The 23,603-nt window shown below is 60.5% G+C and carries 19 protein-coding genes; 13 read left to right on the top strand and 6 right to left on the bottom strand.

The window, feature by feature from the left end; genetic code table 11:
* Positions 1–126 precede the first annotated feature (126 nt).
* From FGL86_RS02175 to FGL86_RS02155, 5 genes are all read left to right on the top strand, one after another.
* The gene (locus FGL86_RS02175) at positions 127–900 is read left to right on the top strand and encodes a gamma-glutamyl-gamma-aminobutyrate hydrolase family protein (protein WP_147183065.1); all 774 of its coding nucleotides are present in this window, start codon (positions 127–129) and stop codon (positions 898–900) included.
* Between the two features lie 143 nt (positions 901–1,043).
* Positions 1,044–1,976 carry a LysR family transcriptional regulator gene (locus tag FGL86_RS02170; protein WP_147183064.1) on the top strand — a complete coding sequence of 311 codons (933 nt, stop codon included), beginning with the start codon at positions 1,044–1,046 and terminating at the stop codon, positions 1,974–1,976.
* Positions 1,977–2,183: 207 nt separating this feature from the next.
* Complete coding sequence (aptA, locus tag FGL86_RS02165; RefSeq protein WP_246131825.1) at positions 2,184–3,464, top strand: omega-aminotransferase AptA; 1,281 nt, start codon at positions 2,184–2,186, stop codon at positions 3,462–3,464.
* A 41-nt stretch (positions 3,465–3,505) separates the two neighbouring features.
* Entirely contained in the window at positions 3,506–4,999 is a 1,494-nt protein-coding gene (locus FGL86_RS02160; protein ID WP_147186051.1) for a CoA-acylating methylmalonate-semialdehyde dehydrogenase, read from the top strand.
* A gap of 88 nt (positions 5,000–5,087) precedes the next feature.
* Positions 5,088–6,458 carry an NAD-dependent succinate-semialdehyde dehydrogenase gene (locus FGL86_RS02155; protein WP_147183062.1) on the top strand — a complete coding sequence of 457 codons (1,371 nt, stop codon included), beginning with the start codon at positions 5,088–5,090 and terminating at the stop codon, positions 6,456–6,458.
* On the opposite strand, the gene FGL86_RS02150 is transcribed toward FGL86_RS02155, so the two are convergent.
* Genes FGL86_RS02150 through FGL86_RS02135 form a run of 4 tightly spaced genes read right to left on the bottom strand, consistent with a single transcriptional unit; the run spans position 6,439 to position 11,171 of the window.
* On the bottom strand, positions 6,439–7,953 hold the full coding sequence (locus FGL86_RS02150; protein WP_147183061.1) for an NAD(P)/FAD-dependent oxidoreductase: 1,515 nt from the start codon (positions 7,951–7,953) through the stop codon (positions 6,439–6,441). The two genes, FGL86_RS02155 and FGL86_RS02150, sit on opposite strands and share 20 nt — an antisense overlap.
* 36 nt (positions 7,954–7,989) lie before the next feature.
* Entirely contained in the window at positions 7,990–9,354 is a 1,365-nt protein-coding gene (locus FGL86_RS02145) for a Na+/H+ antiporter NhaC family protein (protein WP_147183060.1), read from the bottom strand.
* A 54-nt stretch (positions 9,355–9,408) separates the two neighbouring features.
* Positions 9,409–10,698, bottom strand: a complete 1,290-nt coding sequence (locus FGL86_RS02140; RefSeq protein ID WP_147183059.1) for an NAD(P)/FAD-dependent oxidoreductase — start codon at positions 10,696–10,698, stop codon at positions 9,409–9,411.
* Between the two features lie 14 nt (positions 10,699–10,712).
* Positions 10,713–11,171 carry a type I glutamate--ammonia ligase gene (locus FGL86_RS02135; RefSeq protein WP_147183058.1) on the bottom strand — a complete coding sequence of 153 codons (459 nt, stop codon included), beginning with the start codon at positions 11,169–11,171 and terminating at the stop codon, positions 10,713–10,715.
* A gap of 36 nt (positions 11,172–11,207) precedes the next feature.
* Between FGL86_RS02135 and FGL86_RS02130 the strand changes: the two genes are divergently transcribed.
* The 8 genes from FGL86_RS02130 (at position 11,208) to FGL86_RS02095 (ending at position 20,191) form a co-directional block, all read left to right on the top strand.
* A complete protein-coding gene (locus FGL86_RS02130) occupies positions 11,208–11,765 on the top strand; it encodes a GntR family transcriptional regulator (RefSeq protein WP_186764511.1) in 558 nt (185 codons plus the stop codon).
* Between the two features lie 313 nt (positions 11,766–12,078).
* Positions 12,079–13,374 (top strand): NAD(P)/FAD-dependent oxidoreductase, encoded by a 1,296-nt coding sequence (locus FGL86_RS02125; protein WP_147183056.1) that lies wholly within the window; start codon positions 12,079–12,081, stop codon positions 13,372–13,374.
* Between the two features lie 68 nt (positions 13,375–13,442).
* Positions 13,443–14,609: an ABC transporter ATP-binding protein gene (locus FGL86_RS02120; protein WP_147183055.1), complete on the top strand. Its 1,167-nt coding sequence runs from the start codon at positions 13,443–13,445 to the stop codon at positions 14,607–14,609.
* Between the two features lie 31 nt (positions 14,610–14,640).
* Entirely contained in the window at positions 14,641–15,561 is a 921-nt protein-coding gene (locus FGL86_RS02115) for an ABC transporter permease (protein WP_147183054.1), read from the top strand.
* Positions 15,558–16,355, top strand: a complete 798-nt coding sequence (locus FGL86_RS02110) for an ABC transporter permease (protein ID WP_147183053.1) — start codon at positions 15,558–15,560, stop codon at positions 16,353–16,355. Before FGL86_RS02115 ends, FGL86_RS02110 begins: the two co-directional genes overlap by 4 nt.
* A 104-nt stretch (positions 16,356–16,459) precedes the next feature.
* Positions 16,460–17,521 carry an ABC transporter substrate-binding protein gene (locus tag FGL86_RS02105; RefSeq protein WP_147183052.1) on the top strand — a complete coding sequence of 354 codons (1,062 nt, stop codon included), beginning with the start codon at positions 16,460–16,462 and terminating at the stop codon, positions 17,519–17,521.
* Positions 17,522–17,630: 109 nt separating this feature from the next.
* Entirely contained in the window at positions 17,631–18,995 is a 1,365-nt protein-coding gene (locus tag FGL86_RS02100) for a glutamine synthetase family protein (protein WP_147183051.1), read from the top strand.
* A gap of 116 nt (positions 18,996–19,111) precedes the next feature.
* Positions 19,112–20,191 carry a polyamine ABC transporter substrate-binding protein gene (locus FGL86_RS02095; protein ID WP_147183050.1) on the top strand — a complete coding sequence of 360 codons (1,080 nt, stop codon included), beginning with the start codon at positions 19,112–19,114 and terminating at the stop codon, positions 20,189–20,191.
* A gap of 43 nt (positions 20,192–20,234) precedes the next feature.
* On the opposite strand, the gene FGL86_RS02090 is transcribed toward FGL86_RS02095, so the two are convergent.
* Both FGL86_RS02090 and FGL86_RS02085 read right to left on the bottom strand, forming a co-directional pair.
* Positions 20,235–21,266 (bottom strand): histone deacetylase family protein, encoded by a 1,032-nt coding sequence (locus FGL86_RS02090; protein WP_147183049.1) that lies wholly within the window; start codon positions 21,264–21,266, stop codon positions 20,235–20,237.
* 93 nt (positions 21,267–21,359) lie between these two features.
* Positions 21,360–23,228: a Na+/H+ antiporter NhaC family protein gene (locus FGL86_RS02085; protein ID WP_222433784.1), complete on the bottom strand. Its 1,869-nt coding sequence runs from the start codon at positions 23,226–23,228 to the stop codon at positions 21,360–21,362.
* Between the last annotated feature and the right edge of the window lie 375 nt (positions 23,229–23,603).

Genomic DNA, 23,603 nt, shown 5'->3' with positions numbered 1-23,603 from the left:
TGGTTATTCAGTGGGTTGTAGTTGGTTTTGGTGGACAGGAAAAAGTCAGCTTGGCAACAGCGTGAGCGCAAGTTATGTTTATAAAAGTATAACAACGGTTTTTGCCCTGCTTACGAGGAGATCGTCATGTCTGTCACACACCGCCCTTTGGTGGGGGTGATTGCCTGCCGCCGCGAAATAGAAGGCCACCCTGCCCATATGGCCACGGACAAGTATCTGACCGCGCTACGGGATTATGGCCTTGCCCCGGTGGTGCTGCCGGTCTGGGAAGAGGCGGATGTTTCTCTGATCACCGCCTGGCTGGAGCGGCTCGACGGCCTGATGCTGACCGGCAGCCCGACCAACGTGGACCCTTCGCGCTACGGGGAAGCCCGCGCGCCAGAGAACGAGCGGAGCGACACGGATCGCGACGCGGTTGCCCTGGCGCTGATTCCCGGGGTAATCGAACGCGGGCTGCCTTTTTTGGCGATCTGTCGCGGCTTTCAGGAACTCAATGTGTCCCGGGGCGGCAGCCTGTATCAGGCGGTGCAGAAGGTGCCCGGCAAGTTTGATCACCGAGAGTCGAAAGAAGAGGACAAGGCGGTGCGCTATGGTCCGAGCCATGAGCTGGACATTGTGCCGGAAGGCGAATTGGCCAGACTCTTTTCAGGGGTTTCTCAAGGCGGAGAAGGCCCGCGAGTCAATTCCCTGCACCAGCAAGGCATTCATGAGCTGGGCCAAGGGCTGCGCATCGAAGCTCGGGCACCGGACGGCTTGATTGAAGCAGTGTCCGTGGAAGATGCCGCCAACTTTGCCCTGGCGGTTCAATGGCATCCGGAGTGGTTTCCCAAGGAGCACCCGCTCTACGATGCCATCTTCCGGGGATTTGCCGAGGCCTGTACGAACCATGTGAAGGGGTAGAGCGATGTCACGCTTGTATCTGCCCCCTGTAAAGGCGCTGAAGCGGTGATTCGCCCCAAGCTTTGATCCTTTGCTCCTCCCACGATGCGGTTCGATAGCTATAGTGTTCAATGTTGCGCATAACAGAGGATTAAGCGACGCCCATGGTCGATTCCCGCTCCATGCTGGGCCAGGTCAGCGATTTCGATATTCGTCTGCTGAGAGTCTTCAAGGCTGTCGTTGAGTCCGGTGGCTTTACCCCCGCCGAGATGGTTCTCGGCATCGGTCGTTCGGCGATCAGCATGCATATGAGTGATCTGGAAAAGCGGCTCGGTTTGCGCTTGTGCCAGCGTGGGCGCGGCGGCTTCTCCCTGACCGAGGAGGGGCGTCAAGTCTACGGCGCCGTGCTCACGCTGCTCGCATCCCTGGAAACCTTTCGCACCGAGGTCAACGGCCTGCATCATACCCTGCGTGGCGAGCTCAATATCGGTATCACCGATAATCTGGTCAGCAAGCCGGAAATGCGTATCACCCGCGCCCTGGCGGATCTCAAGGTCCAGGGGCCCGAGGTGCGCATCAATATCCATATGGAACCCTCGGATGCGATCGCCCAGGGCGTATTGGACGCACGGTTGCATGTCGGGGTGGTGCCGGAGGTCAACCTGCTGGCCAACCTCGAGATCCGCCCCTTGTACGATGAGCGTTCGCTGCTTTACTGCTCCGATACGCATCCGCTCTACACAGCACCCGAAGCGTTGTTGACCACTGCATGTCTGGCAGAACATGACGCGGTCATTCCCGGCTATCCCTTGCCCGAGGTCGCCCGTGATGCCCATGCGCTGCTCAATGGAACAGCCACCGCTTCGGATCGCGAGGGCGCGGCCTTCCTGATCCTTACCGGCTGCTATCTCGGCTATCTGCCGGACCATCTCGCCGCGCCCTGGGTCGCCGCGGGGCGTCTCAAGCCGCTACCCATCGCCGATTGCCGGTACCTCACGCCCTTTGTCGTTATCACTCGTCGCGATCGACGTTTCCACCGCGTGCTCGAAGCCTTTCTGGACGCGCTGGAAGGACAGAAAGGTTCAGAATGTCCTTGAAAGGTTACGTCAACTATTCTTGACGTCAACGCCAGTAAAACGACATTTTTCCTACCCGAAAACTCGGCCATGCTGGAAAGAACGCGTCCATGACACGACAGGAGATCCATGGCCATGTTTCAGACTCAGCAGGTAGACGAGGTGGCAACCCAGGTCAAGCACAGGCCCCAAGTCAAGGCGTCGACAACGCTCAACCGGTATTACTGGATGCCCTTCAGCAGCAATCGGGATTTCCATGCGCATCCAAGGGTGATCGTGGGGGCCGAGGGGCGCTATTTCATCGACGATCAGGGGCGCAGGCTGTTCGACTCCCTGTCCGGGCTCTGGACCTGTGGCGCCGGTCACAATCGCTCAGAGATTCAGCAGGCGGTGGCTAGGCAGCTGGGCAGCCTGGACTACGCGCCGGGCTTCCAGGTGGCCCATCCCCTGGCGTTTCAGCTGGCGGAGAAGGTCGCCAGTCTGACGCCGCAAGGGCTCGATCATGTGTTCTTCACCGACTCCGGGTCCGAGGCCGCGGATACCTCCATCAAGATGGCCAAGGCCTACTGGCGACTCAAGGGCAAGCCGGAAAAGACCCGGCTGATCGGCCGCGCCAAGGGCTATCACGGCGTCAATATCGGCGGCACCAGCCTCGGCGGCATCGGCGGCAATCGCAAGCATTACGGCCAGCTGATGGACGTCACCCATCTGCCCCACACCCTGCAGTCGCACCTGGCCTTCACCAAGGGCCAGGCGGAGACCGGTATGGAGCTTGCCGATGCCTTGCTCGATCAGATCGCGCTGCATGACGCCTCGAACATCGCCGCGGTGATCGTCGAGCCAATGTCCGGTTCCGCGGGGGTCATCGTGCCGCCCAAGGGCTATCTCGATCGCCTGCGCGAGATCTGCACTCGGTACGACATCCTGCTGATTTTCGACGAAGTGATCACCGCCTTTGGCCGCTGCGGCGCCCGTACCGGGGCCGAGGCCTTCGGCGTCACGCCGGATATCATGAACATCGCCAAGCAGCTCACCAACGGCGCGGTGCCCATGGGGGCGGTGATCGCCTCGAGCGAGATATTCGATACCTTCATGCAGGCCGGCGGGCCCGAGCATGCCGTCGAGTTTCCCCACGGCTACACCTACAGCGGCCATCCGGTGGCCTGTGCCGCGGGCCTGGCGGCGCTGGAGCTGTTCGAGCGGGAGGACTTCCCCGCTCAGGTGCGGGCCATTGCCCCGGTGTTCGAAGAGAAACTGCATGCGCTGAAAGGGCGCTCTCATGTGGTGGACATCCGCAACTACGGCCTGGCCGGCGCCATCCAGCTCGCGCCGCGCGATGGCGACCCGACGGTTCGCCCACGGGATGCACACCTGGCACTCTGGGAGGCCGGCTTCTATGTGCGCTACGGCGGCGACACCCTGCAGTTCGGCCCGCCCTTCGCCTCCACACCGGAAGAGCTGGAACGCTTATTCGACGCCGTGGCCACGACTCTCGATCGGTTGGATTGAGCCAGGCCATGAAGAGCAAAAGGACAACTTAGGAGACGATGATGGAGCAGGTTTCGCACTTGATTGGCGGTGAACGTGTCGATGGCGCCAGTACACTGGATATTTCCAATCCTTCGACGGGCCAGGCGATTCGCCGGCTGGCCTGCGCCGACACCGCCACCGTGGCGCAGGCCGTGGCGGCGGCCAAGGCCGCATTCCCCGCCTGGCGCGATACGCCGCCGGCCAGGCGTGCCCAGGTCATGTTCCGCTTCAAGCAGCTGCTCGAGGAGCACGCGGAGCGTCTGGTGCAGCTGATCAGTGAAGAGCACGGCAAGACCCTGGAAGACGCCCTGGGCGAGCTCAAGCGCGGCATCGAGAACGTCGAATACGCCTGCGGCGTGCCGGAACTGCTCAAGGGCGAGTATTCCCACAACGTGGGGCCGGGGATCGATGCCTGGTCCAATTTCCAGCCGCTGGGGGTGGTCGCCGGTATCACGCCGTTCAACTTCCCCGCCATGGTGCCGCTGTGGATGTATCCCATGGCGATCGCCTGCGGCAATACCTTCATCCTCAAGCCCTCGGAAAAAGACCCGACCTCGTCGCTGGCTATTGCCGAATTATTGCAAGAGGCCGGCGCCCCCAAGGGCGTGATCAACGTGGTACATGGCGATCGCGAAGCGGTGGAGGCGCTGCTCGACGCACCAGACGTCAAGGCGATCTCCTTCGTCGGTTCCACGCCGATTGCCGAGAGCCTCTACGCCCGCGGTGCGGCCTCCGGCAAGCGGGTTCAGGCGCTGGGCGGGGCCAAGAATCACGCCGTGGTGCTGCCGGATGCGGACATCGACAACGCCGCCACTACCCTGATGGGCGCGGCATTTGGCAGCTGTGGCGAGCGCTGTATGGCGATCTCGGTGGCGGTTTGCGTAGGAGATGATACCGCCGACCGCCTGATCGAGACGCTACAGCCGAAGATCGCCGAGTTGAAGGTGGGGCCGGGCACCGACAAGGGCCTCGACATGGGGCCGCTGGTCACCAATGAGCACCGCGACAAGGTGCTGGGTTATATCGAGGACGGCCTGCGTTCCGGCGCCGAGCTGCTGGCGGATGGGCGGGGCTTGAGTGTTCCAGGTCACGAGGACGGCTTCTTTCTCGGCGGCTGCCTGTTCGACAAGGTGACCCCACAGATGCGCATCTACCGGGAGGAAATCTTCGGCCCGGTGCTTTGCGTGGTTCGCGTCGATAGCCTGGACGCCGCCATCGAGCTGATCAACGCCCACGAATACGGCAACGGCACCTGCCTGTTCACTCGGGATGGCGAGGCGGCGCGACGTTTTGCGGATAAGATCGAAGTGGGCATGGTGGGTATCAACGTGCCGCTACCGGTGCCGGTGGCCTACCACAGCTTCGGCGGCTGGAAGCGCTCCCTGTTCGGCGACCTGCACGCCTACGGCCCGGACGCGGTGCGCTTCTATACCCGGCGCAAGGCGGTCTCCCAGCGCTGGGCGGCGCCCTTCGAGAAGGCCCATGCGGAGTTCAACTTCCCCTCTGGTAGTTGATAATCATTCCATAGGCGCTGGACGCTCGCGCGGGTAATATGTCGCTATGCTATTACCGAATCCGTTCGGGTTACCGCAAGGAGAAATCATGAGTCACTATCAGGTCGTTAACCCAGCTACCGGCGAAAATCTCGCCACTTACCCCATCGCCACGGACGAGCAGATTCAGCAGGCAGTGACCAGCGCCGACAAGGCTTATCGCCAATGGTCGCGCACCACCAGCGTTGCTAAACGAGCAGCGCTTCTCAAGCGTGTGGCGCAGCTGCATGCGGAGCGTCGCGACGAACTCGCTGCCATCATCGTCAAGGAAATGGGCAAGCCCATCGCTCAGGCCCAGGGCGAAATCGACTTCTGTGTCGATATCTATAATTACTATGCGGATAACGCCGAGACTTTCCTGGCGGACGAGTCCATTCCGTCTCCTGCCGGTGGCAAGGCTTTTATCCGCCGTCAGGCTCTCGGGGTGCTCATCGGTATCATGCCGTGGAATTTCCCTTTCTATCAGGTCGCGCGTTTCGCCGGGCCGAACCTGGCGCTGGGCAACACGATCGTGCTCAAGCATGCGCCCCAGTGCCCGGAATCCGCATTGGCGCTGGAAAGTATTTTCAACGATGCGGGTTTTCCGGAAGGCGCCTACGTCAATGTCTTCGCGACCAATGAGCAGGTCGCCGACATCATTGCCGACCCCCGGGTTCAGGGCGTTTCACTGACCGGTTCCGAGCGGGCAGGGGCAGCGGTGGCAGAGACCGCCGGGCGCCATCTCAAGAAGGTCGTGCTCGAGCTGGGCGGCTCCGATGTGTTCCTGGTGCTCGACACCGACGATATCGACGGTGCCGTCGAGATGGCTGTTGCCGGTCGTCTGGAGAACAGCGGCCAGGCATGTAACGGTTCCAAGCGCATCCTGGTGATGGATGACATCCACGATGAATTTCTCGAGAAGTTTGCCGCCGCCATGGGCAAGACCAAGCCCGCCGATCCCACCGATGAAGACGCCGCTCTGGGTCCATTGTCATCCTCCAATGCCACCGCCACCCTCGAGCGTCAGGTCATGACGGCGCTAGAACAGGGAGCGGTCGCCAAGGTGGGCGGTGAAAACCCCGAGGGTAATTTCTTTGCACCCACCGTGCTTACCCAGGTCACGCCGGAAATGGATGCCTATCACGAGGAGCTGTTTGGTCCGGTGGCCGTGGTCTACAAGGTGTCGAGCGAAGACGAGGCGGTTGAGCTCGCCAACTCGTCTTCCTTTGGTCTGGGTTCCATCGTTATCTCCCGGGATCAGGAGAAGGCGCTGCGTGTCGCCGATCGGCTCGAGGTGGGGATGGTCTTTATCAACGAAGTCGGTGGTGAGGCGGCGGAGCTACCCTTCGGCGGCGTCAAGCGCAGCGGTTTCGGGCGGGAACTCGGTCGCTTCGGTATCGATGAGTTCGTCAACAAGAAGCTTATTCGAGTGAAAGGGTAGGCTTCATCGCTATACAGAGAAGCCGATAGCGCGATATCCCTGAAGGGGTAACACAAAGATAAAGGCGATGCTGGTGACTTACCCGCTCACTCGATAACCGATGCAAAAAATCGTTCGCCTTCGTCAAAACCGGCTTGATCAGCGGGGCGGGCTTGTTGCGTTTCATCAGCGCTTCCTCACCCGCATAGCTATAGGTAATCACTTGAGCGGCGAGCCAGCGCAGCGGTTCGGGTTCCCAACGTTTGATCAGGTGGCGGTGGCTGGCGTTGGTAAAAACCCAGGGCATGCTAGCCAGTCGAGAATCCCGCTCGAGTATCAGATCGGCCAGGGTTCTACCGAACAGATGCGCGGCGGCGACACCCTCGCCGGCATAGCCGCCGGCGGTTGCGATGCCACTTTCACGATCGAGAATTCCATGAGGTCGGAAATTGCGCGATAGCCCCAGGGAGCCGCCCCAGCCATGGCTGATCGTTACGTCCTGCAGGACAGGGAATAGATCCGCCAGTAGATCGCGGCGCAGGCGAATATCGTCCTGGGAAATAGCCAGGCGGTGCTTGGATTTGCCACCGAAGGCATAGCTGCCACGGGCGCCGAACACGAGTCGTCCATCGGCGCTGCGGTGCCCATAGTTGATCAACCGGCTGGCATCGGCGAAGGCGAGGCGCTCTGACATGCCGATCTCTTGCCACACATCTTGCGTTAGCGGTTCCGTGGCGATCACCAGGCTCTGCACCGGAATGACATGCTTCTTGAAATCGTGAAAGCGCTCCGCGTAGCCTTCCGTGGCGCAGACGATGATTGGCGCCTCGACGGCGCCCTGTTCCGTGATCGCCTCATGCTGGCCGATGAGGGTGACACGGCTCTGTTCGTGAATCGTCACGCCGAGACGTTCAATCGTCTCGGCCAGGCCCGTAACCAGCTTTACAGGATTTACGGTGGCGACCTGACGGTGGTAGATACCACCGTAGCCGTTGCGAAACCGCGCCTTTTCGGCGAGCTGGTCGGCATCCAGCCAAGAGCAGTTCGCCTCATCGTGGCCAAGCTCATGCAGATGCGCCAGGTAGCCTTTCTGAATGGCGATCTGGTCCGGGTAGCGGGCCGCCGCGTAGAGTGCACCCCCTTTGTTGAAGTCGGCGGCGATACTCCCGCGTTCCAGCACATTGCCGATGTCATCGACGTTGTCCGCCACCACTTGGCAGCACTCTCGTCGCCGCTCCATCGGCAGTTCACCGACGTAGCGCTCCAGGCCGGCAAGATTGCCCACCACCCAGCCGCCGTTGCGCCCGGAGGCGCCATGGCCAACGCGCTGGGCCTCCAGCACGACGATAGCCAGATGCGGCGCGAGCGTCTTCAGATAGTAGGCGGTCCACAGTCCCGTGAAGCCGGCGCCGACAATGGCCACGTCGGCCTGGATGCTCGCTTCCAGACGCGGACGCGGTTCGGGCCATTGAGCAATCGTAGAGATCCAGAAATTGCTGCACGTGTCCTGCTGCATAAGGCACTTCCCGTGAAGTACTTTTCAAACATGAGTTTACATATAACCCAACACCAGATACCCCGCCGCTGCAATACAGCCCGCCAGGGCGGCGTAGGGCAGTTGAGTGAAGGCATGTTGGAAGGGCGTGCAGCCGCTGGCCTGGGCGGTCAATACCGTGGCATCCGAGTAAAAGCAGGCGTGGCTGCCGAAGGTGCTGGCCGATAGGGTGGCGCCGATCACCAGCGTCATATTGGCCCCCAGATTATGGCCCAGCACGGTGACGATCGGCAGGATGATGACGAATACCCCCCAGTTGGAGTCGGTGGCGAAAGATACGAAACCCATGATGGTAAAGATGATGAAGGGCAGCATCTCGGCGTTGATCAGCGGTTGGACGGTATTGATGACGTAGTCGGCAAGACCCAGATCGGTATTGACCTCATTGAATACGAAAGCCGCCACCAGTACCGCCAGGGCATCGAGCATTGACTTGAACCCTGCCAGGATATTGTCGAAGGTTTGAGCGGGAGAAAGCTTTTTCAAACCGATGAAGGCCAGGATCATGCCTCCCAAGGTGACGAAGATGCCCATCAGGAAGTCGAAATCGAACCACCAGGTAAAGAAAGCCAGCGACGTCATTGGCACTAGAAACATCCAGATACTGCCGCTCGCTTCCGCATTCGCCTCGAGATGACCGATCTCTTCATCGATATGCTCCGCTCCCGGGGGAACGCATTGCCCGGTTTCCTCGGCGCGCTGCTCGGCCTTCTTCATGGGACCGAAAGGGGGAATCCAGCGGTAAATGAAAAGCGGTACCAGGATCACGGCGACCCAAGGATAGAACATGTAAGGAATCGCCTGGATATAGGTCCAGATGCCCTGGCCGCTCTCGGCGATGCCGTTCTTTTCGATCAGCGCACCGAAGAATACCGCCCAGGTCGAGATCGGGATCAGCACGCTGATCGGCGCCGCCGTGGAATCGATCACGTAGGCCAGCATTTCGCGAGACGTCTTGAAGCGATCGGTTACCTTGCGCATCGAGGTGCCGACGGCCAGTGAATTCAAGTAGTCATCCACGAACAATATGATGCCCATGAACCAGCACCCCATCAGCGCCCGGGGCTTGTTGGTGGTGTAGCGCATCAGGCCGTTGGCGAAGGCTCGGGAGGAGCCGGACTTGAGCAGCAGGGCGATGATACTGCCCATCAAACCGCACACCATGATGACCCAGGCGACGTCCTCGTCGGTCATCACCTCGAGCAGCGTTTCGGTAATGCTGCTTAGCGCATTACCAGGATCCATCATCAAGGTGCCGACAAAGGCACCGAATACCAGCGGTTCGAGCGCGCGCCGTGTCCATAGCGCAAGTATCAGAATGATAGCGGTGGGCAGCAGAACCAAGGGGCCATTGATATCCATCGGATGTCACCTGAGCGTTTGTTGTTGTGGTTTTGCGGTGGGTTTGGCGAGCAATTAGCGCAGTTTTTCGAGTAGCTGGTAATACCACATGCCGGCGGCTAACAGGGTGTTCCCCAGGCGGTCGTTGAGCGGAATACGGATGTGTTTCACCTTGGCGAAAGCGTCGAATTCCTCGAGGCTGCCGCTGACCGTCTTGGCCATGATTTCGCCGACGATATGCGAGGTGGCGATACCATGGCCCGAATAGCCTTGGGCGTAGTAGACGTTGTCGGACAGCTTGCCGAGCTGGGGGATGCGGTTGATGACGATGCCGGCCATGCCTTGCCACTGGAAGTCGATATCCACACCCTTGAGCTGAGGAAAGGTATGTTCGAGACGCGGGCGTAACTCACCGGCGATGTCCTGAGAATCGCGGCCGGAGTAGTTGGCGCCACCACCGAACAGCAAACGCTTGTCGGCGGTCAGGCGATAGTAGTCGAGAACGAAACGGGTATCGTAGACGGCCAAGTCTTCTGGATTGATCGCCAGGGCGGTGTCGTGATCCAGCGGCGCGGTGGTGACGATACCCAAAGCCGCCGGAAACAGCTTGCCGCTGAGCCGTTGGCGTTCGAGCCGGTGGTAGGCATTGCCGGCGAGAATCACGCTGTCCGCCGTGACGCGCCCCTGCTCACCGACCACGATCGGGGTGTCGCCGTGCTGTATATCGACCACCGGCGAGTCTTCGAAGATCAGCGCGCCCAGGCCTGCCGCAGCGCGAGCCTCGCCCAGACACAGATTGAGCGGGTGCAGGTGCATGTTGTAGTCGTTGCGGATGGCGCCGTGATAAAGCTCGGTGCCGACGACCTGGCGCACTGCGCTGGCCTCCAGCCAGTGCACGTATTCGCCGATCGCGTGACGCTGGGACTCCTCGAAATCCTGCTTCAATTCTCTCGCGTGGCTTGGCTTGTAGGCCGCCTGCAGATGACCGTGCTTGAGATCGCAGGCGATGGCGTACTTCTCGACGCGCTGCTTGATGATCCGATGGCCACGCCAGCGCAGATTCCAGACGAAATCCGCCGCCTCGCCGCCCAAGGTATTGCGTATCTGCTTGGTCATGGCACCCTGACCGGACAAGCTGCCGGTGACCTGGCCGCCATTGCGCCCACTGGCGCCCCAGCCAATCTTGTGGGCCTCGATGACGGCCACACTGTAGCCACGCTCGGCGAGTTCGACCGCCGTGGCTACACTGGTGAAGCCGCCGCCAATGATGGCGACGTCGACGCGGTGTTCGTCTTCTAATCGGCCATAGTCGGATTCTTCGGCGATCGATGCGGCGTAGTAGGAGGCACAGCGTTGCTGGGTCATTGGTTCCCCTCGGATCACAGGCGAGTCAGATAGGTTAGGCGGTCGATATCGGTGACCGCGGCCAGCAGACGTTGTGCCTCGTGGCGCTTGATCTTGGCGTAGAGATCGCGATAGTCCACACCGAAGATATCGGCCATGGCCAGCGAGCCGGCGAAGCGCTCGATGGCCAGTAACCAGTCGTGGCTGAGATGGTCCGACGGGTGTTGCGCATCGGCGATGCTCTCGATGGCCGGCGGTGGCGCAATACGTTGTTCCAGGCCCTGCAGCACGGCGCCGAGCAGCGCGGCAGTGACTAGATAAGGGTTGGCGTCGGCGCCAGCCACCCGATATTCCAGGCGCGCGCCGGCACCACGGCATTCGGGAACGCGTACTGCCGCGCCGCGATGGTCGTGCCCCCAGTTGCACTCGACGGGCGCGAAGCAGTCAGGCTGAAAGCGCCGGTAGGAATTGGCATGTGGCGCGAAGGCTTGCATCGGACGTTACGTAAACGCATGTGCGAAGGAGATTTCATGCCTGGTGAGGTGATTTCGATCCGACGTATCGCCGCGGAATACGGCACCAGCGCCATGCCGGCGCGGGAGGCCCTGCGCTGGCTGGTCACCGAGGGCGCGCTGGTATTTTCCGACAGCCGCAAGATCATCGTTCCTGAACTGAACCGTGAGCGTTTTCAAGAAGTGCTGTACGCGCGCAAGAATCTGGAAACCGAAGTCTCACGGCAGGCCTTTCCTCATATCACCACTGAAGATATCGAGGAGTTGCAGCGAATCGATGAGAGGATCAACGAGGCAATCAAGCGAAGTGACGTCGCCAGCTATATGCGTGGCAATTACCAATTCCATTTCCATATCTATCGACTCAGTCAGTCGCAGGTAGTGCTGCCACTGATCGAGATTCTTTGGCTGCAGTACGGGCCGAGCATGCGTTATATCTGCAACCGTTGGGGGTCCTCGTCCATTGCCGATGACTATCATCAAGAGGTGACGCAGGCATTGTCGCGCAGTGATCGCGAGGCTTTTTGCCAAGCGATCGCCGCGGATATTGAGCAGGGCATGATGCTGCTGAGTTGAGCAGGGTTCACAGAATCGGTCGCTGTCAGTATCTAGGGTTCGGATCGACGGCCTGAACTGGACCAGGCATCGGTAGTAGCGATTCAAACGGAAGCAAGAAAGCTCACGCGGTTGAAATATACGACTCAAGACACCCGCCATTCGTACCGTTACGTTGAATCGTTGGTGTCTTATACTTGACACCGGAGCGGGATTTGGTGCAAGACTGGGGCATGCATAGAAGAAAAGCCAGGCGGTAATCATCGAAAGCGGTCGAATAATTCAACAATGATTCCTAGCCGTTGTCGGCGGCTCACTGGACCAGGAAGTCATCATGACGGTAGCAACTGGGCCTTGTCGTCCTGCTTCTTATTACAATGCCAGCATCGCGGTCAGTCTGCTGCCGACGCCGTCCTTGAGCGGTGATAGCAAGGCCGATGTCTGCATCATTGGAGGCGGTGTCACCGGCTGTTCCGCGGCCTTGCATCTGGCGGAGCGCGGCTATTCGGTGGTGTTGCTCGAGGCCGGCGAGATCGGTTATGGCGCCTCCGGGCGCAGTGGAGGGCAGATCCTGCCGGGACTGGGCACCGAGCTCGACGTCGTCGAGAAGGCGTTGGGACTCGAGCGGGCGTGGGACATATGGGAAATGAGCCGCGAATCGGTACGCTTGACCGAGCAGCTGATTCAACGCCACGACATTCCCTGCGACCTCACCTGGGGTTATGTGAACGCGGCGATCAAACCTCGTCATGTGCGCGAGCTGCATGCCTTTCAGGAAGCGATGGCGCGACGTTACGATTACCATTCGATGACCTTTCTCGAAGGTGACACCCTGCGTGAGCGGGTGGTAAGCGATGCCTATCTGGCGGGCCTTTACGATGCGGAAGGGGGCCATCTGCATCCGCTCAACTATACCTTGGGATTGGCTCGGGCCGCCCAGCAGGCGGGGGTCGTCATTCACGAGCACAGCGCAGCGATCCATGTCGAACGTGGCCAGCAGCCGACTCGAGTGATCACGCCCCGGGGACAGGTGACCGCGGACTTCGTGGTGGTGGCGGCCAATGCCTATCTGGGTGGGCTACTGCCGGAATTGAGCGGTCGCATCATGCGCGCCGCCAATTACATCGTTGCCACCGAACCCTTGAACGAGGATCAGGCCGCCCGGGTGTTGCCGCGCAACGATGCTCTCTCGGACACCAACTTCGTGCTCGATTACTATCGTCTATCCGGCGATCGACGTCTGATCTACGGAGGCGAGGTCAGTTACGACGGGCGTGAACCACGCGCGCTCGAGAGTCGCATGGACGCCAAGATTGCCCGCCTTTTCCCGGTCCTCAAGGGAACCCGGATCGACTACCGCTGGGGAGGCGATGTGGCCATCACCGTCAATCGCGCGCCGGATTTCGGGCGTCTGGGCCACAATGTCTTCTATGCGCAAGGCTATTCCGGGCATGGCATGTCCCTGGCCGGCTTGGCCGGACGACTGTTGAGCGATGCCATCGCCGGTCAGGCGGAGCGTTTCGATGTCTTTGCCGCCATGCCGCACCGCCGGTTTCCCGGCGGTCGCTGGCTACGCCAGCCCTTGCTGGTATTGGCGACCAATTTCTACAAGTTGCGTGACAGGTTGTAGTCTCGGAGGCGGCTCGTTCTTCGCTATACGTTCTCCGATATATGACGACAAGAATGGGAGATTCGTGCATGAGTCAGTCCACTGCGGCCACTAATGTCAGCATACCAAGGGCCGACACACCCAAGGCGGCACAAGGTCATGAGACCGAGGCCGAAACCCAGTCGGAGCATCCGCGCCGCGAACCCTCGTCGATAGAACTCAAGGGCCTGCACAAGCGTTTCGGCAAGGACACCGTGGCACTGGATGACGTCGACCTGACCATCGAGGCCGGCGAGTTCTTCACCCTGCTGGGACCCTCCGGCTGCGGCAAGACGACCTTGCTACGCATTCTTGCCGGACTCGAGGAGCCGGACGCGGGGCGCGTGTGGATCGGCGGCGAGGACCTCACCGACATTCCGCCCCACAAGCGCAGCGTCAATACCGTCTTCCAGTCCTATGCGCTGTTTCCCCATCTTTCGGTACGCGACAACCTGGCCTTCGGTTTGCGCATGCGTGGCGAATCGAAGGCGGATCGACGCCGCAAGGTAGATGAGGTCGCCGAGTTCATCCAGTTGGGATCTCTGGTCGAACGGCCAGTGGGCCAGCTCTCCGGAGGGCAGCGCCAGCGCATCGCCCTGGCCAGGGCGCTGATTTGCGAGCCCAACGTGCTGCTGCTCGACGAGCCGTTGTCCGCCCTGGATGCGGGGCTGCGCGGTCAGCTCCAGGTCGAATTGCAGCGTATCCAGAAGCGCCTGGGCATGACCTTCGTCTTCGTGACCCACGATCAGGATGAGGCCATGGTGATGTCGGACCGCATCGCCGTGCTCGATGCGGGCATCATCCAGCAGGTCGGCCCGCCCAGGGAGGTCTACGAGCATCCCCGCAACGCTTTCGTGGCGCGTTTCATGGGCCACGACAATCTGTTTGCCATTCGCGCAAGCGGGGATGACTGGGTGGATACGGAGCTGGGTCGCCTGCGTCTTGATCCGGCGGAACAGCATGAGAGTCAGGACGGCTGGCTGCTGGTTCGCCCGGAGACCCTGGAGCTGAATACGGAGGTTCCCGAGGGCTACAACCGCCTGCAGGGAAGGGTCATGGAGCGACTCTATCGAGGCAGCCGGATCGAGTACCGCCTGGAAGTGGAGGGTGTGACCATGATGGCCACGTCGAGCAACCTGGGACAGCGCTTGCACGATGTCGGCGACAAGGTAACGGTCAGCGTGTGTCCCGAGGATCTGGTTCGGGTCGCTTCCTGAGGGGTGCGAGTCGCCATTACAGGAGAGTGCAATGGTGGAATCTTCACGAATGGCGGCGCGACAGCGAGGCGTCGTCGGTGAGTCGCGACATCTGCTGCTGAGCGTCTCGCCGGGGGTCGTCTGGATAGTCGTGTTCCTGGTGCTGCCGAGCCTGTACCTGATGGCGGTGGCGTTCATGACCAACGGCGCCTACGGCCTGCCGCAGATGCCGCTGACCCTGGATGCCTTCAAGCAGCTGGCGGGTTTCGGTTTCCTGGGCTGGAGTCCCGGCAATTTCTATACGCTGCTGCGCTCCCTGTGGCAGACCCTGCTGGCGACGCTACTGGTGGTGATCGTGGCCTACCCCATCGCCTACTACATCACCACCTGTCGCGTGAAATGGCGGGCCATCATGCTGCTGCTGGTGGTGGTGCCGTCCTGGACGAATCAGGTCATCCGCACCTTCGGCTGGATGAATCTGCTGGCGCCGGGCACGCCGCTGTCCGACATCGCCCAGTCGTTGGGATTCATTGCGCCCAACATGGGGCTTTATCCCTCGAACTTCGCCGTGACCCTGGGCCTGGTCTACAACTTCCTGCCCTTCATGGTGCTGCCGCTTTACGCCGCCTTCGAGAAGCTCGATACGGCCCAGGTACAGGCCGCTCAGGATCTCTACGCCTCGCCGCTGCGTACCTTCCGGCACGCGGTCTTTCCGCAGACGCTGCCGGGTTTGCTGGCGGGTACGGTGCTGGTGGCGATCCCGGCCTTCGGCATGTACGTGATTCCCGAACTGCTCGGCGGCGGCAAGGGCATGATGCTGGGCAATCTGGTCGCCAACCAGTTCGCCGGCGGTTCCAACTGGCCGCTGGGGGCCGCCGGCGCCATTCTGATGCTGATCGCTACCTTTATCGGATTGTTCGCCATGCGCCGTGTCGGCAAGCGCCTGGGCGGCGGCGAGGAGGTGGTGATATGAAAAAGCGCACCCTGCAGCGGAGCCTGAGTGCCTTCTGGTGGTTGACCCTGGTATTCCTTTATCTGCCCCTGGCGGTAGTGGTGTTCTTCTCCTTCAACGCCGCCAACAGCGCCGCGCGCTTTACCGGCTTTTCGCTGCGCTGGTACGAGCGGCTGCTGGGCAACGAGCAGATCATTTCCGCCTTCTGGAACAGCATGGTATTGGCCATCGTTTCATCGGTGGTGGCGCTGGGGATCGGCTGTCTGATCGGCTACGGCATGTATCGCCATCGTCATCGCCGGCTTGGCTGGCTGATCGTGCTGATCTATCTGCCCATCGTGTTGCCGGATATCGTCTTCGGCATCTCGGAAATGGCCTTCTTCGTCTCGGTGCATCGCTATACCGGTCTGCTGCAGCCGGGGCTCTCGACCATGATCATTTCCCACGTGACCTTCCAGATTCCGTTTGTAGCGCTGATCGTCTACTCGCGCCTGGTGGGACTCGACCCGACCCTGTTCGAGGCGGCCAAGGATCTCTATGCGACACCCCTCAAGCGGGCCTGGCATTTTCTGCTGCCAACTATCAAGCCGGCGTTGATCTCGGCGTTCTTCCTGTCGTTCACGCTGTCCATCGATGACTTCGTGATCAGCTTCTTCACCTCCGGACCGGAAAGCGCCACCCTGCCCATCTATATCTGGGGGGCCATCAAGAAAGGCGTGACGCCGGAGATCAATGCCATCGCCGCCTTGATGATTGGGGCCGTCGCGCTTGTGGCGCTATTGAGCTTGCTATTCAACCGACAGGGTCAACGTTGAATGCCTTGGATAGCGCAAGAGACAGCTAACGCAAAAGACTGATAGTGCAAAATGATAGATAGAACAAAGCAAGAATACGATTCAAACCGAAGGAGAGTGACCCAATGAAAACAATCACCGTAATCACCGCTGCGCTAGGCGGCCTTTTTCTGGTCGGTGGCGCCCAGGCTCAGGAAAACAAGCTGTACCTGTTCAACTGGACCCAATACATGGACCCGGAGATCATCACGGCCTTCGAGGAGAAATACGACGTTGACGTGGTGCAGAACTATTACAACTCTCTGCCGGAGATGACCGCCAAGCTCAACGCCGGAGGCGTATCGCAATACGACATCATCGTACCCTCCAACTATTATATACCGCGGCTGATCGAGACCGGTCTGGTGCAGAAACTCGACAAGTCCAAGATTCCCAATCTTGGCAATGTCATGGAGCAGTTCGACGATCCTGCTTACGACGAGGGAGCGGAATACTCCGTGCCTTATCAATGGGGCGTTTCTGGTCTGGTCTACAATGCCGCGACCTTCCCGGATGCGCCCAAGAGCTGGTCGCTGATGTTCGATCCCGAGGTCAATCCCAGCTATCCCTTCGCCTTGATGGGGGACGGCCAAGTGAACATGGGTGTGGCCTGCGCCTATCTCGGTCACGGTTACGACTGCACCGACCTGGATGCCTGGAAGGAGAGCGCCAAGCTGTTGCTGGAGACCAAGAAACGCGAGCGCTTCAGCGGTTTCACCGATGGCACGCCGGCACTTCAACAGCTCGCCCGGGGCGTGACCCATGCGGCGATCACCTACAACGGCGACTTTCTGTTCTACAAGGAAGAGAATCCTGACTCCTTCAAGGACATCGAGTTCGTGATTCCCGACGAAGGCGCCGAGAAGTGGGTGGACGTGATGATGATCCCTGCCCAGGCGCCCAACCCGGAGATGGCGCACAACTTCATCAACTTTATCCTCGATGCAGAAGTAGGTGCCCAGCTCTCCAACTACAACTACTACGCCAGTCCCAACGAGGCGGCCAAGCCGTATCTGGATGAAGTGCTGACCCAGCCGCCGGTGCAGCCCAGCGAAGACGATATGCCGCGGCTTGAGTTCACTCCCAGCCTCAAGGGCGACGAGCTGCAGACCTTCAATCAACTGTGGAGCGAGGTGAAGTCTCGTTGATTGCGCTGTATCAGCCAATGCAGAGGGTGTCGTGGTTGCGCCTCTGCATCCGGTCGGCCGGTGCAAGCTCACCGGCGAGTCGCGCAGCCCGCCATGAAAGGAATGTTGTATGAGTCACAGTCAGCACCAGGAGTTGAGCGAGTGGTTCAATATCCATGGTATTACCGAGGTGGAGTGTCTGGTCACGGATCTGACCGGTATCATCAAGGGCAAGATCATGCCCGCCAAGAAGTATCTCAACGGCGGGCGGCCACGACTGCCGGATTCGATCTTCATTCAGACGGTCACCGGTGGCTATCCCGAGGATGAGGACATTCATTTCTGGAATGCCGCGGAACTCGACATGCAGCTAGTGGCGGACCCCAACGCGGTCTATCTGGTGCCTTGGGCAGAAGACCATACCGCGCAGATCATTCACGACTGTTACTACCTGACCGGGGAGCCGGTGGAGCTCTCGCCGCGAGGAGTGCTCAAGCGAGTACTCGAGCTCTTCGATGCCCGGGGCTGGAAGCCGGTGGTCGCCCCGGAACTCGAGTTTTATCTGGTCAAGACCAATACCGACTCGGATTATCCGCTGGAGCCGCCGATCGGCCGTAGCGGGCGCCAGGAAAGCAGTCGCCAGTCCTTCTCCATCGACGCGGTCAACGAGTTCGATCCGCTGTTCGAGGAGATGTACGACTATTGCGACGCCATGGGCCTGGATATCGATACCCTGGTGCATGAAGAGGGCGCAGGGCAGATGGAGGTCAACTTCCAGCACGGCGATCCCTTGATGCTCGCGGACCAGGTGGTGATGTTCAAGCGTACCCTGCGGGAGACGGCGCTGCGCCATGGCATGTATGGCACCTTCATGGCCAAGCCCATGGCCAACGAGCCGGGGAGCTCCATGCATGTCCACCAGAGTCTGGTGGACACCAGGAGTGGGCGAAACCTATTTGCCGGCGAAGACGGTCAGCCCAGCCGGCTCTTTCAGCACTACATCGGCGGCCAGCAGCGCTACCTGCCCGCGGCCATGCCGTTCCTTGCCCCTAACGTCAATTCCTACCGCCGCCTGATGCGCACGGAAACCAGCGGCTCGGCGCCGATCAATACCGAATGGGGCTTCGATAACCGAACCGTGGGACTGCGGGTACCGGTGAGCTCGCCGGAGGCGACCCGGGTCGAGAATCGTCTGGCCGGCGCCGACGCCAATTCGTATCTGGCCATCGCCGCCTCGCTGGCCTGTGGCTATCTAGGCATGCTCAGCCAGATCGATCCGCGCCCGCCCATGGTGGGTTCTGCCTGGGCGGCGGGAGACAGGCTGCCGGATGATATCGGCCCGGCGCTGGACGGGTTGCAGAAATGTGCCGCCCTGGCCGACCTGCTTGGCGAACGCTTCGTCAAGAGTTATCTGGCGGTCAAGCGCGCGGAGCACAAGGCTTACTTCGGGGTCATCAGTTCCTGGGAACGAGAGCATCTGCTGTTGAAGGTATGATTTCGCGATATTCTATCGCCTCGTCGGGCTTCAACTATGTCATCCGATTGCTGCTTTCTCGTCAGATAGCGGCTTACTCATCACATAAATTTACTCATCATATAAGGAGTATGACCATGCTCGGGTCCAGGTTTGGAACAGGTTTCATTTCGTCACTGGTCGGCGGCTGTCTGCTGTTGGCCGGGCTGCCTGTCCTGGCGGCGGCGGAAAAGCTGTATTTGTTCAACTGGACCGAATACATGGACCCCGAGGTGGTGAACGCCTTCGAGCAGGAGTACGACGTGGAGGTGATACAGAACTACTTCACCTCGAATGCCGAGATGTTCTCGAAGCTGGCTGCCGGAGGCGACGCCCAGTACGATGTGGTGGTGCCGACGGACTATTTCGTGCCGCGACTGATCCAGGCCGGATTGATTCAGGCGCTGGATCCCGAAATCGTCGATAATCGCGACAATCTGATGGATGCCTTTCGCCAGCCGGATTACGACCCGGAAGAACGTTTCAGCGTGCCCTATCTGTGGGGAGTGACCGGCATCGTCTACGATACGACGACCTTCGAGGATCCGGCGCACTCCTGGAGTCTACTGTTCGATCCCGAGATCAATCCGGACCAGCCCTTCGCCCTGCTCGGTGGCGATCCCCAGGTCAGCCTGGGCATGGCCTGCGCCTATCAAGGCAACGGTTTCGACTGTGTCGGACAGGAACCCTGGGTCGAGGCGGCCAAATTGATGCGCAAGACTCTTGATCGTGGCAACTTCACCGGCTTCGTCGATAGTACCGCCGCCATCGATCAGATCGCCCGGGGCGTCACCAAAGTGGCGGTGACCTACAGCGGCGATCTCGATTATCGCAAGGCGGACTCACCGGAAACCTATGGGAATCTGGCATTCTTCATTCCCGAAGAGGGGTCTCAGCTGGGTGTCGATACGCTGGTCATTCCGGCGCGCGCCCCGCACCCGACGCTCGCCAACCAGTTCATCGAGTTCATGCTGCGCCCGGAAAATGCCGCCAAGGCGGCGAATTACGCCTTCTATCGCACCCCCAACGAAGCCGCCCTCGAACTGGTCGAGCCGTCACTGAAGGAGTCATCTCGACTTGAATCGTCTCAACGTGATGTGCTGGTGACGACGCCATTGATCGAGGGCGATCAGCTGCAACTGCTTCAGCAGCTGTGGAATGAGGTGAGAAGTCGCTGAGGCCTGGCGCCAAGTCTTCCTCATTATCACTGTACGCTGCTTCTTAGCTGCCCTCGAAGCCGGTGAGCACATTCACCACGTTGATACCGATTTCCTCCACCGCGTAGCCGCCTTCCAGCAGAAAAGTGGTGGGAATGCCCAGCGCCTTGAGGCGGCGGCCGCAGTCGAGGTAGTCGTCGCTCTTCAGCTTGAAGGAGCTGATCGGGTCGAGCTCGAAGGTGTCGACACCCAGCGAGACGATCAGCAGTTCCGGTCGGTAGGCCCGCACGCGCCGAAGGGCGTCCTCGAGGGCGTTGGCCCAGACGGCGTAGTCGGTACCGCCGAGTAGCGGATAGTTGACGTTGAAACCCTCGCCCTTGCCACGGCCAGTCTCATCGGCAAAGCCAAGGAAGTAGGGAAATTCCTGACGCGGGTCGCCGTGCAGCGAAAGAAACAGCACGTCATCTCGCGCGTAGAAAATATCCTGGGTGCCGTTGCCGTGATGGAAGTCGATATCCAGGATTGCCACCTTGCCCATGCCGCCCTGCAAGGCGCGCTGGGCGGCGATGGCGGCGTTGTTGAAGAAGCAGTAGCCGCCGTATTGATCGATTGCCGCATGATGCCCCGGCGGGCGGCAAAGGCCGAAGGCCGGCTCGCCGGTCTGGACTACGTGATCCAGCGCCGAGAGAGCGATGTCCTTGCTGACCTGGGCCGCGGCGAAGGTGCGGGCGCACAGGGTGGTTTCCGCCGCCAGGGCGTAATAGCCGATTCGGCCTTCGATACTGTTCGGAATTCTGTCGCCACGCAGACGCCGAGCGGGCCAGATCGAGGGAATTGGTTCGCCCTCGAGACCCGCCGCCCCCCATTCGTCCCAGGCGTGTTCGAGAAACGCCACATAGCCGTGATCGTGAACCGCCAGTATCGGTTCGAGGCCGTAAGCCCTGGGGGCACGAATCTCGCCCAGACCGATTTTGCGAACGCGATCGATGACCATGTCGACCCGTTCCGGGCACTCGTGGGGTGTGACAAACCTGCCGCCATCAAGCTCGATCCTGGGGCGGCGCTGCTTGGTGTCTTCCGAGTGAAATGTCAGCATCGTTCGAATTATCCCTGTCTCGGCCTGTCTCGAATACCTGTCGTATTCTATTGTGCTCATCAAAAGGCCCGGCGCTCGAACGCCGGGCCAGGATTATTCCGCGATGGCCTTCTTCGTCGCTACCTCCGTATGGGGTTCCGGACGCCGACCCACCAGCATCAGAACCCCCAGCAACAGCAGGGCTCCGATCGGCAGTCCGATCCACCAGCTGATGCCGTAGCCTACCGCGATATTGCCGAAAACCAACGCGACGGCCCCTACCAACAGCGCATAGGGTAGCTGAGTGCGCACGTGCTCGACCAGGTTGCAGCCGCTGGCCATGGCGGAAAGCAGGGTGGTATCCGCCAGGGGCGAGCAGTGATCGCCCCACACCGCACCAGCCAGTACCGATGCCACGGAGGCATAGAGAATCGGCATGCCTTCCGCGGTGCCGGCCATGCCGTTCTGCTCCAGCACCGCCCAGGCCAGCGGCACCACCAGCGGCATCATGATGCCCATCACTCCCCAGGATGAACCGGTGGCGAAGGCGGTGAAGCCCGCCAATATGAAGATCACCGCCGGCAGCCAGGCCGGGTTCAGGCTTTCCCCCAGCGCCGCCACCAGAAAGTCGCTGGTCTGAAGGGCGTCGTTCACGTTGGCCAGGGCCCAGGCCATCATCAGGATGGTGATCGGCAGGAGCATGGACTTGACCCCCTCGAACCAGTAGTGAGCGGTCTCGGTCATGCTCATCAGCCGTTGAGCCTGGGTCATCAGCAGGGCAACAATGCAGCCGGTCAGGGATCCCCACATCATCGAGCTGAAGGAGTCGCCCTCGCCGAAGATGTCCTTCAGATCGTGCTCCCCCGGCCCCAGTGCCGCCACCCCGGTGGCATAGATGCCGCCCAGGGTAATGCCCGCCAGTACCAGCATCGGCACGATGGCGTTAAAGGCGCGAATGGGCACGTTCGGCTTGGTAACGATCTCCGCTTCCTCGACGATGGCCTCGCGACTGCTCAAGCTGGTACGCCGGCCGCCGCCGTCGATCGCCTGGCGCTCCGCCCTGAGCATGGGGCCGAAATCCCGGCCCAGCCAAGTGGTCATGAAGACGAAGGCCAGGGTCAGCAGCGGATAGGCATTGTAGGGAATGGCGCTGACGAACACCGAATAGGCGGATTCGTTCCAGTCCGCGATATTGCTCATCGCTTCGCTGATCAGCCCCACCTGAAAGCCGATCCAGGTGCTGATCAGCATGATCGCCGATACCGGCGCCGCGGTGCTGTCGATGATATAGGCGAGCTTGGCGCGAGAGACCGCCATCTTATCGGTGATGGCGCGCATGGTGTTGCCGACGATCAGGGCGTTGGCGTAATCGTCGAAGAAGATCGCCAGCCCCAGCAGGAAGGTGGAAGTCTGGGCCTGACGGCGGCCGCGAATCACCCGGGAGATGCGCTGGGCGATGCCCTGGGTGCCGCCGTTGCGGGAGATGATGCCTACCATGCCGCCGATCAGCAGGCAGAACAGTACGATGGACATGTGTTCGCTGTCGCTGGCGGCCTCCAGCACGTGCACGTTGACGGAGTCGCCGAAGGCGCCGACCAGGCCTCGGATGTCCATGCCATGCAGGATCCAGCCTCCCAGCAGGATGCCGATGAACAGCGACAGGATCACCTGGCGAAACACCAGCGCCAGCACGATCGCCACGATGGCCGGAATCAGTGATAGCCAGGCGGGAATCGCCGTCAGTTCCTCGCTGAGCAGCGGTTGGCCGCTGGCATCGAGCAGCACCAATCGGTTGCTTGACTGAGTCAGTTCCAGGCTCTCGGCGTTCCATTGGCCCGCTTCGCCGGGCGCGAGAATGACGGGCTGATCGTTGAGGCGAAGGTCCGGCTTCTCGTCAAGGCCGCCGACGGAAAGTTCGAAGGGCACCCCCTGCAGGATAACGTCGGGAGTGATCAGTTCCGGCTCGGACGCGGCCTGCGCCAAGCCTCCGAGTGCCCAAAGCAAGCAGAGAGATAACAGCATCATCAGGCATTGCGGTTTTCGCCAGCGTCTGCCTTTTCGGCTTGGCATGTCCTTTCGACTTTTCATGTTGGGAGTGCTCCGTGGATTATTGTTGGCGTAGAGTTCGCTGGGACAGAAATCGCTCAGTAAAGATTGTTGGCATGGTCGTTGTTGAAAAATGACCAAGGTTGATCGGTATGTCAATTAAGAAACAACAATAATTCGTCTACGACGTTAGTTTCTGTATGTGGTGAAGTTATACTTATCAAGGCTTTATGGCTAGAAAGCCATAAGCGATTGCAAAAGAGCTTGGCAAGTGATTCCCTGAGAGATATGTTGAGTAAATCACAACACAAA

The sequence above is a fragment of the Pistricoccus aurantiacus genome (assembly GCF_007954585.1).
Taxonomy (GTDB): Bacteria; Pseudomonadota; Gammaproteobacteria; order Pseudomonadales; family Halomonadaceae; genus Pistricoccus; species Pistricoccus aurantiacus.
Note: the sequence above shows the minus strand (reverse complement) of the source record. Positions and strands in the feature narration are given on the sequence as shown.

Excerpts from the sequence above, each read along its gene's own strand:
- FGL86_RS02155 (WP_147183062.1), top strand. The coding sequence starts at position 5,088 with ATGAGTCACTATCAGGTCGTTAACCCAGCTACCGGCGAAAATCTCGCC.
- FGL86_RS02120 (WP_147183055.1), top strand. The coding sequence starts at position 13,443 with ATGAGTCAGTCCACTGCGGCCACTAATGTCAGCATACCAAGGGCCGAC.
- FGL86_RS02105 (WP_147183052.1), top strand. The coding sequence starts at position 16,460 with ATGAAAACAATCACCGTAATCACCGCTGCGCTAGGCGGCCTTTTTCTG.
- FGL86_RS02100 (WP_147183051.1), top strand. The coding sequence starts at position 17,631 with ATGAGTCACAGTCAGCACCAGGAGTTGAGCGAGTGGTTCAATATCCAT.
- FGL86_RS02090 (WP_147183049.1), bottom strand. The coding sequence starts at position 21,266 with ATGCTGACATTTCACTCGGAAGACACCAAGCAGCGCCGCCCCAGGATC.
- FGL86_RS02175 (WP_147183065.1), top strand. The coding sequence starts at position 127 with ATGTCTGTCACACACCGCCCTTTGGTGGGGGTGATTGCCTGCCGCCGC.
- FGL86_RS02170 (WP_147183064.1), top strand. The coding sequence starts at position 1,044 with ATGGTCGATTCCCGCTCCATGCTGGGCCAGGTCAGCGATTTCGATATT.
- FGL86_RS02110 (WP_147183053.1), top strand. The coding sequence starts at position 15,558 with ATGAAAAAGCGCACCCTGCAGCGGAGCCTGAGTGCCTTCTGGTGGTTG.
- FGL86_RS02150 (WP_147183061.1), bottom strand. The coding sequence starts at position 7,953 with ATGCAGCAGGACACGTGCAGCAATTTCTGGATCTCTACGATTGCTCAA.
- FGL86_RS02140 (WP_147183059.1), bottom strand. The coding sequence starts at position 10,698 with ATGACCCAGCAACGCTGTGCCTCCTACTACGCCGCATCGATCGCCGAA.
- FGL86_RS02145 (WP_147183060.1), bottom strand. The coding sequence starts at position 9,354 with ATGGATATCAATGGCCCCTTGGTTCTGCTGCCCACCGCTATCATTCTG.
- FGL86_RS02115 (WP_147183054.1), top strand. The coding sequence starts at position 14,641 with ATGGTGGAATCTTCACGAATGGCGGCGCGACAGCGAGGCGTCGTCGGT.
- FGL86_RS02130 (WP_186764511.1), top strand. The coding sequence starts at position 11,208 with ATGCCTGGTGAGGTGATTTCGATCCGACGTATCGCCGCGGAATACGGC.
- FGL86_RS02125 (WP_147183056.1), top strand. The coding sequence starts at position 12,079 with ATGACGGTAGCAACTGGGCCTTGTCGTCCTGCTTCTTATTACAATGCC.
- aptA (WP_246131825.1), top strand. The coding sequence starts at position 2,184 with ATGCCCTTCAGCAGCAATCGGGATTTCCATGCGCATCCAAGGGTGATC.
- FGL86_RS02135 (WP_147183058.1), bottom strand. The coding sequence starts at position 11,171 with ATGCAAGCCTTCGCGCCACATGCCAATTCCTACCGGCGCTTTCAGCCT.
- FGL86_RS02160 (WP_147186051.1), top strand. The coding sequence starts at position 3,506 with ATGGAGCAGGTTTCGCACTTGATTGGCGGTGAACGTGTCGATGGCGCC.
- FGL86_RS02095 (WP_147183050.1), top strand. The coding sequence starts at position 19,112 with ATGCTCGGGTCCAGGTTTGGAACAGGTTTCATTTCGTCACTGGTCGGC.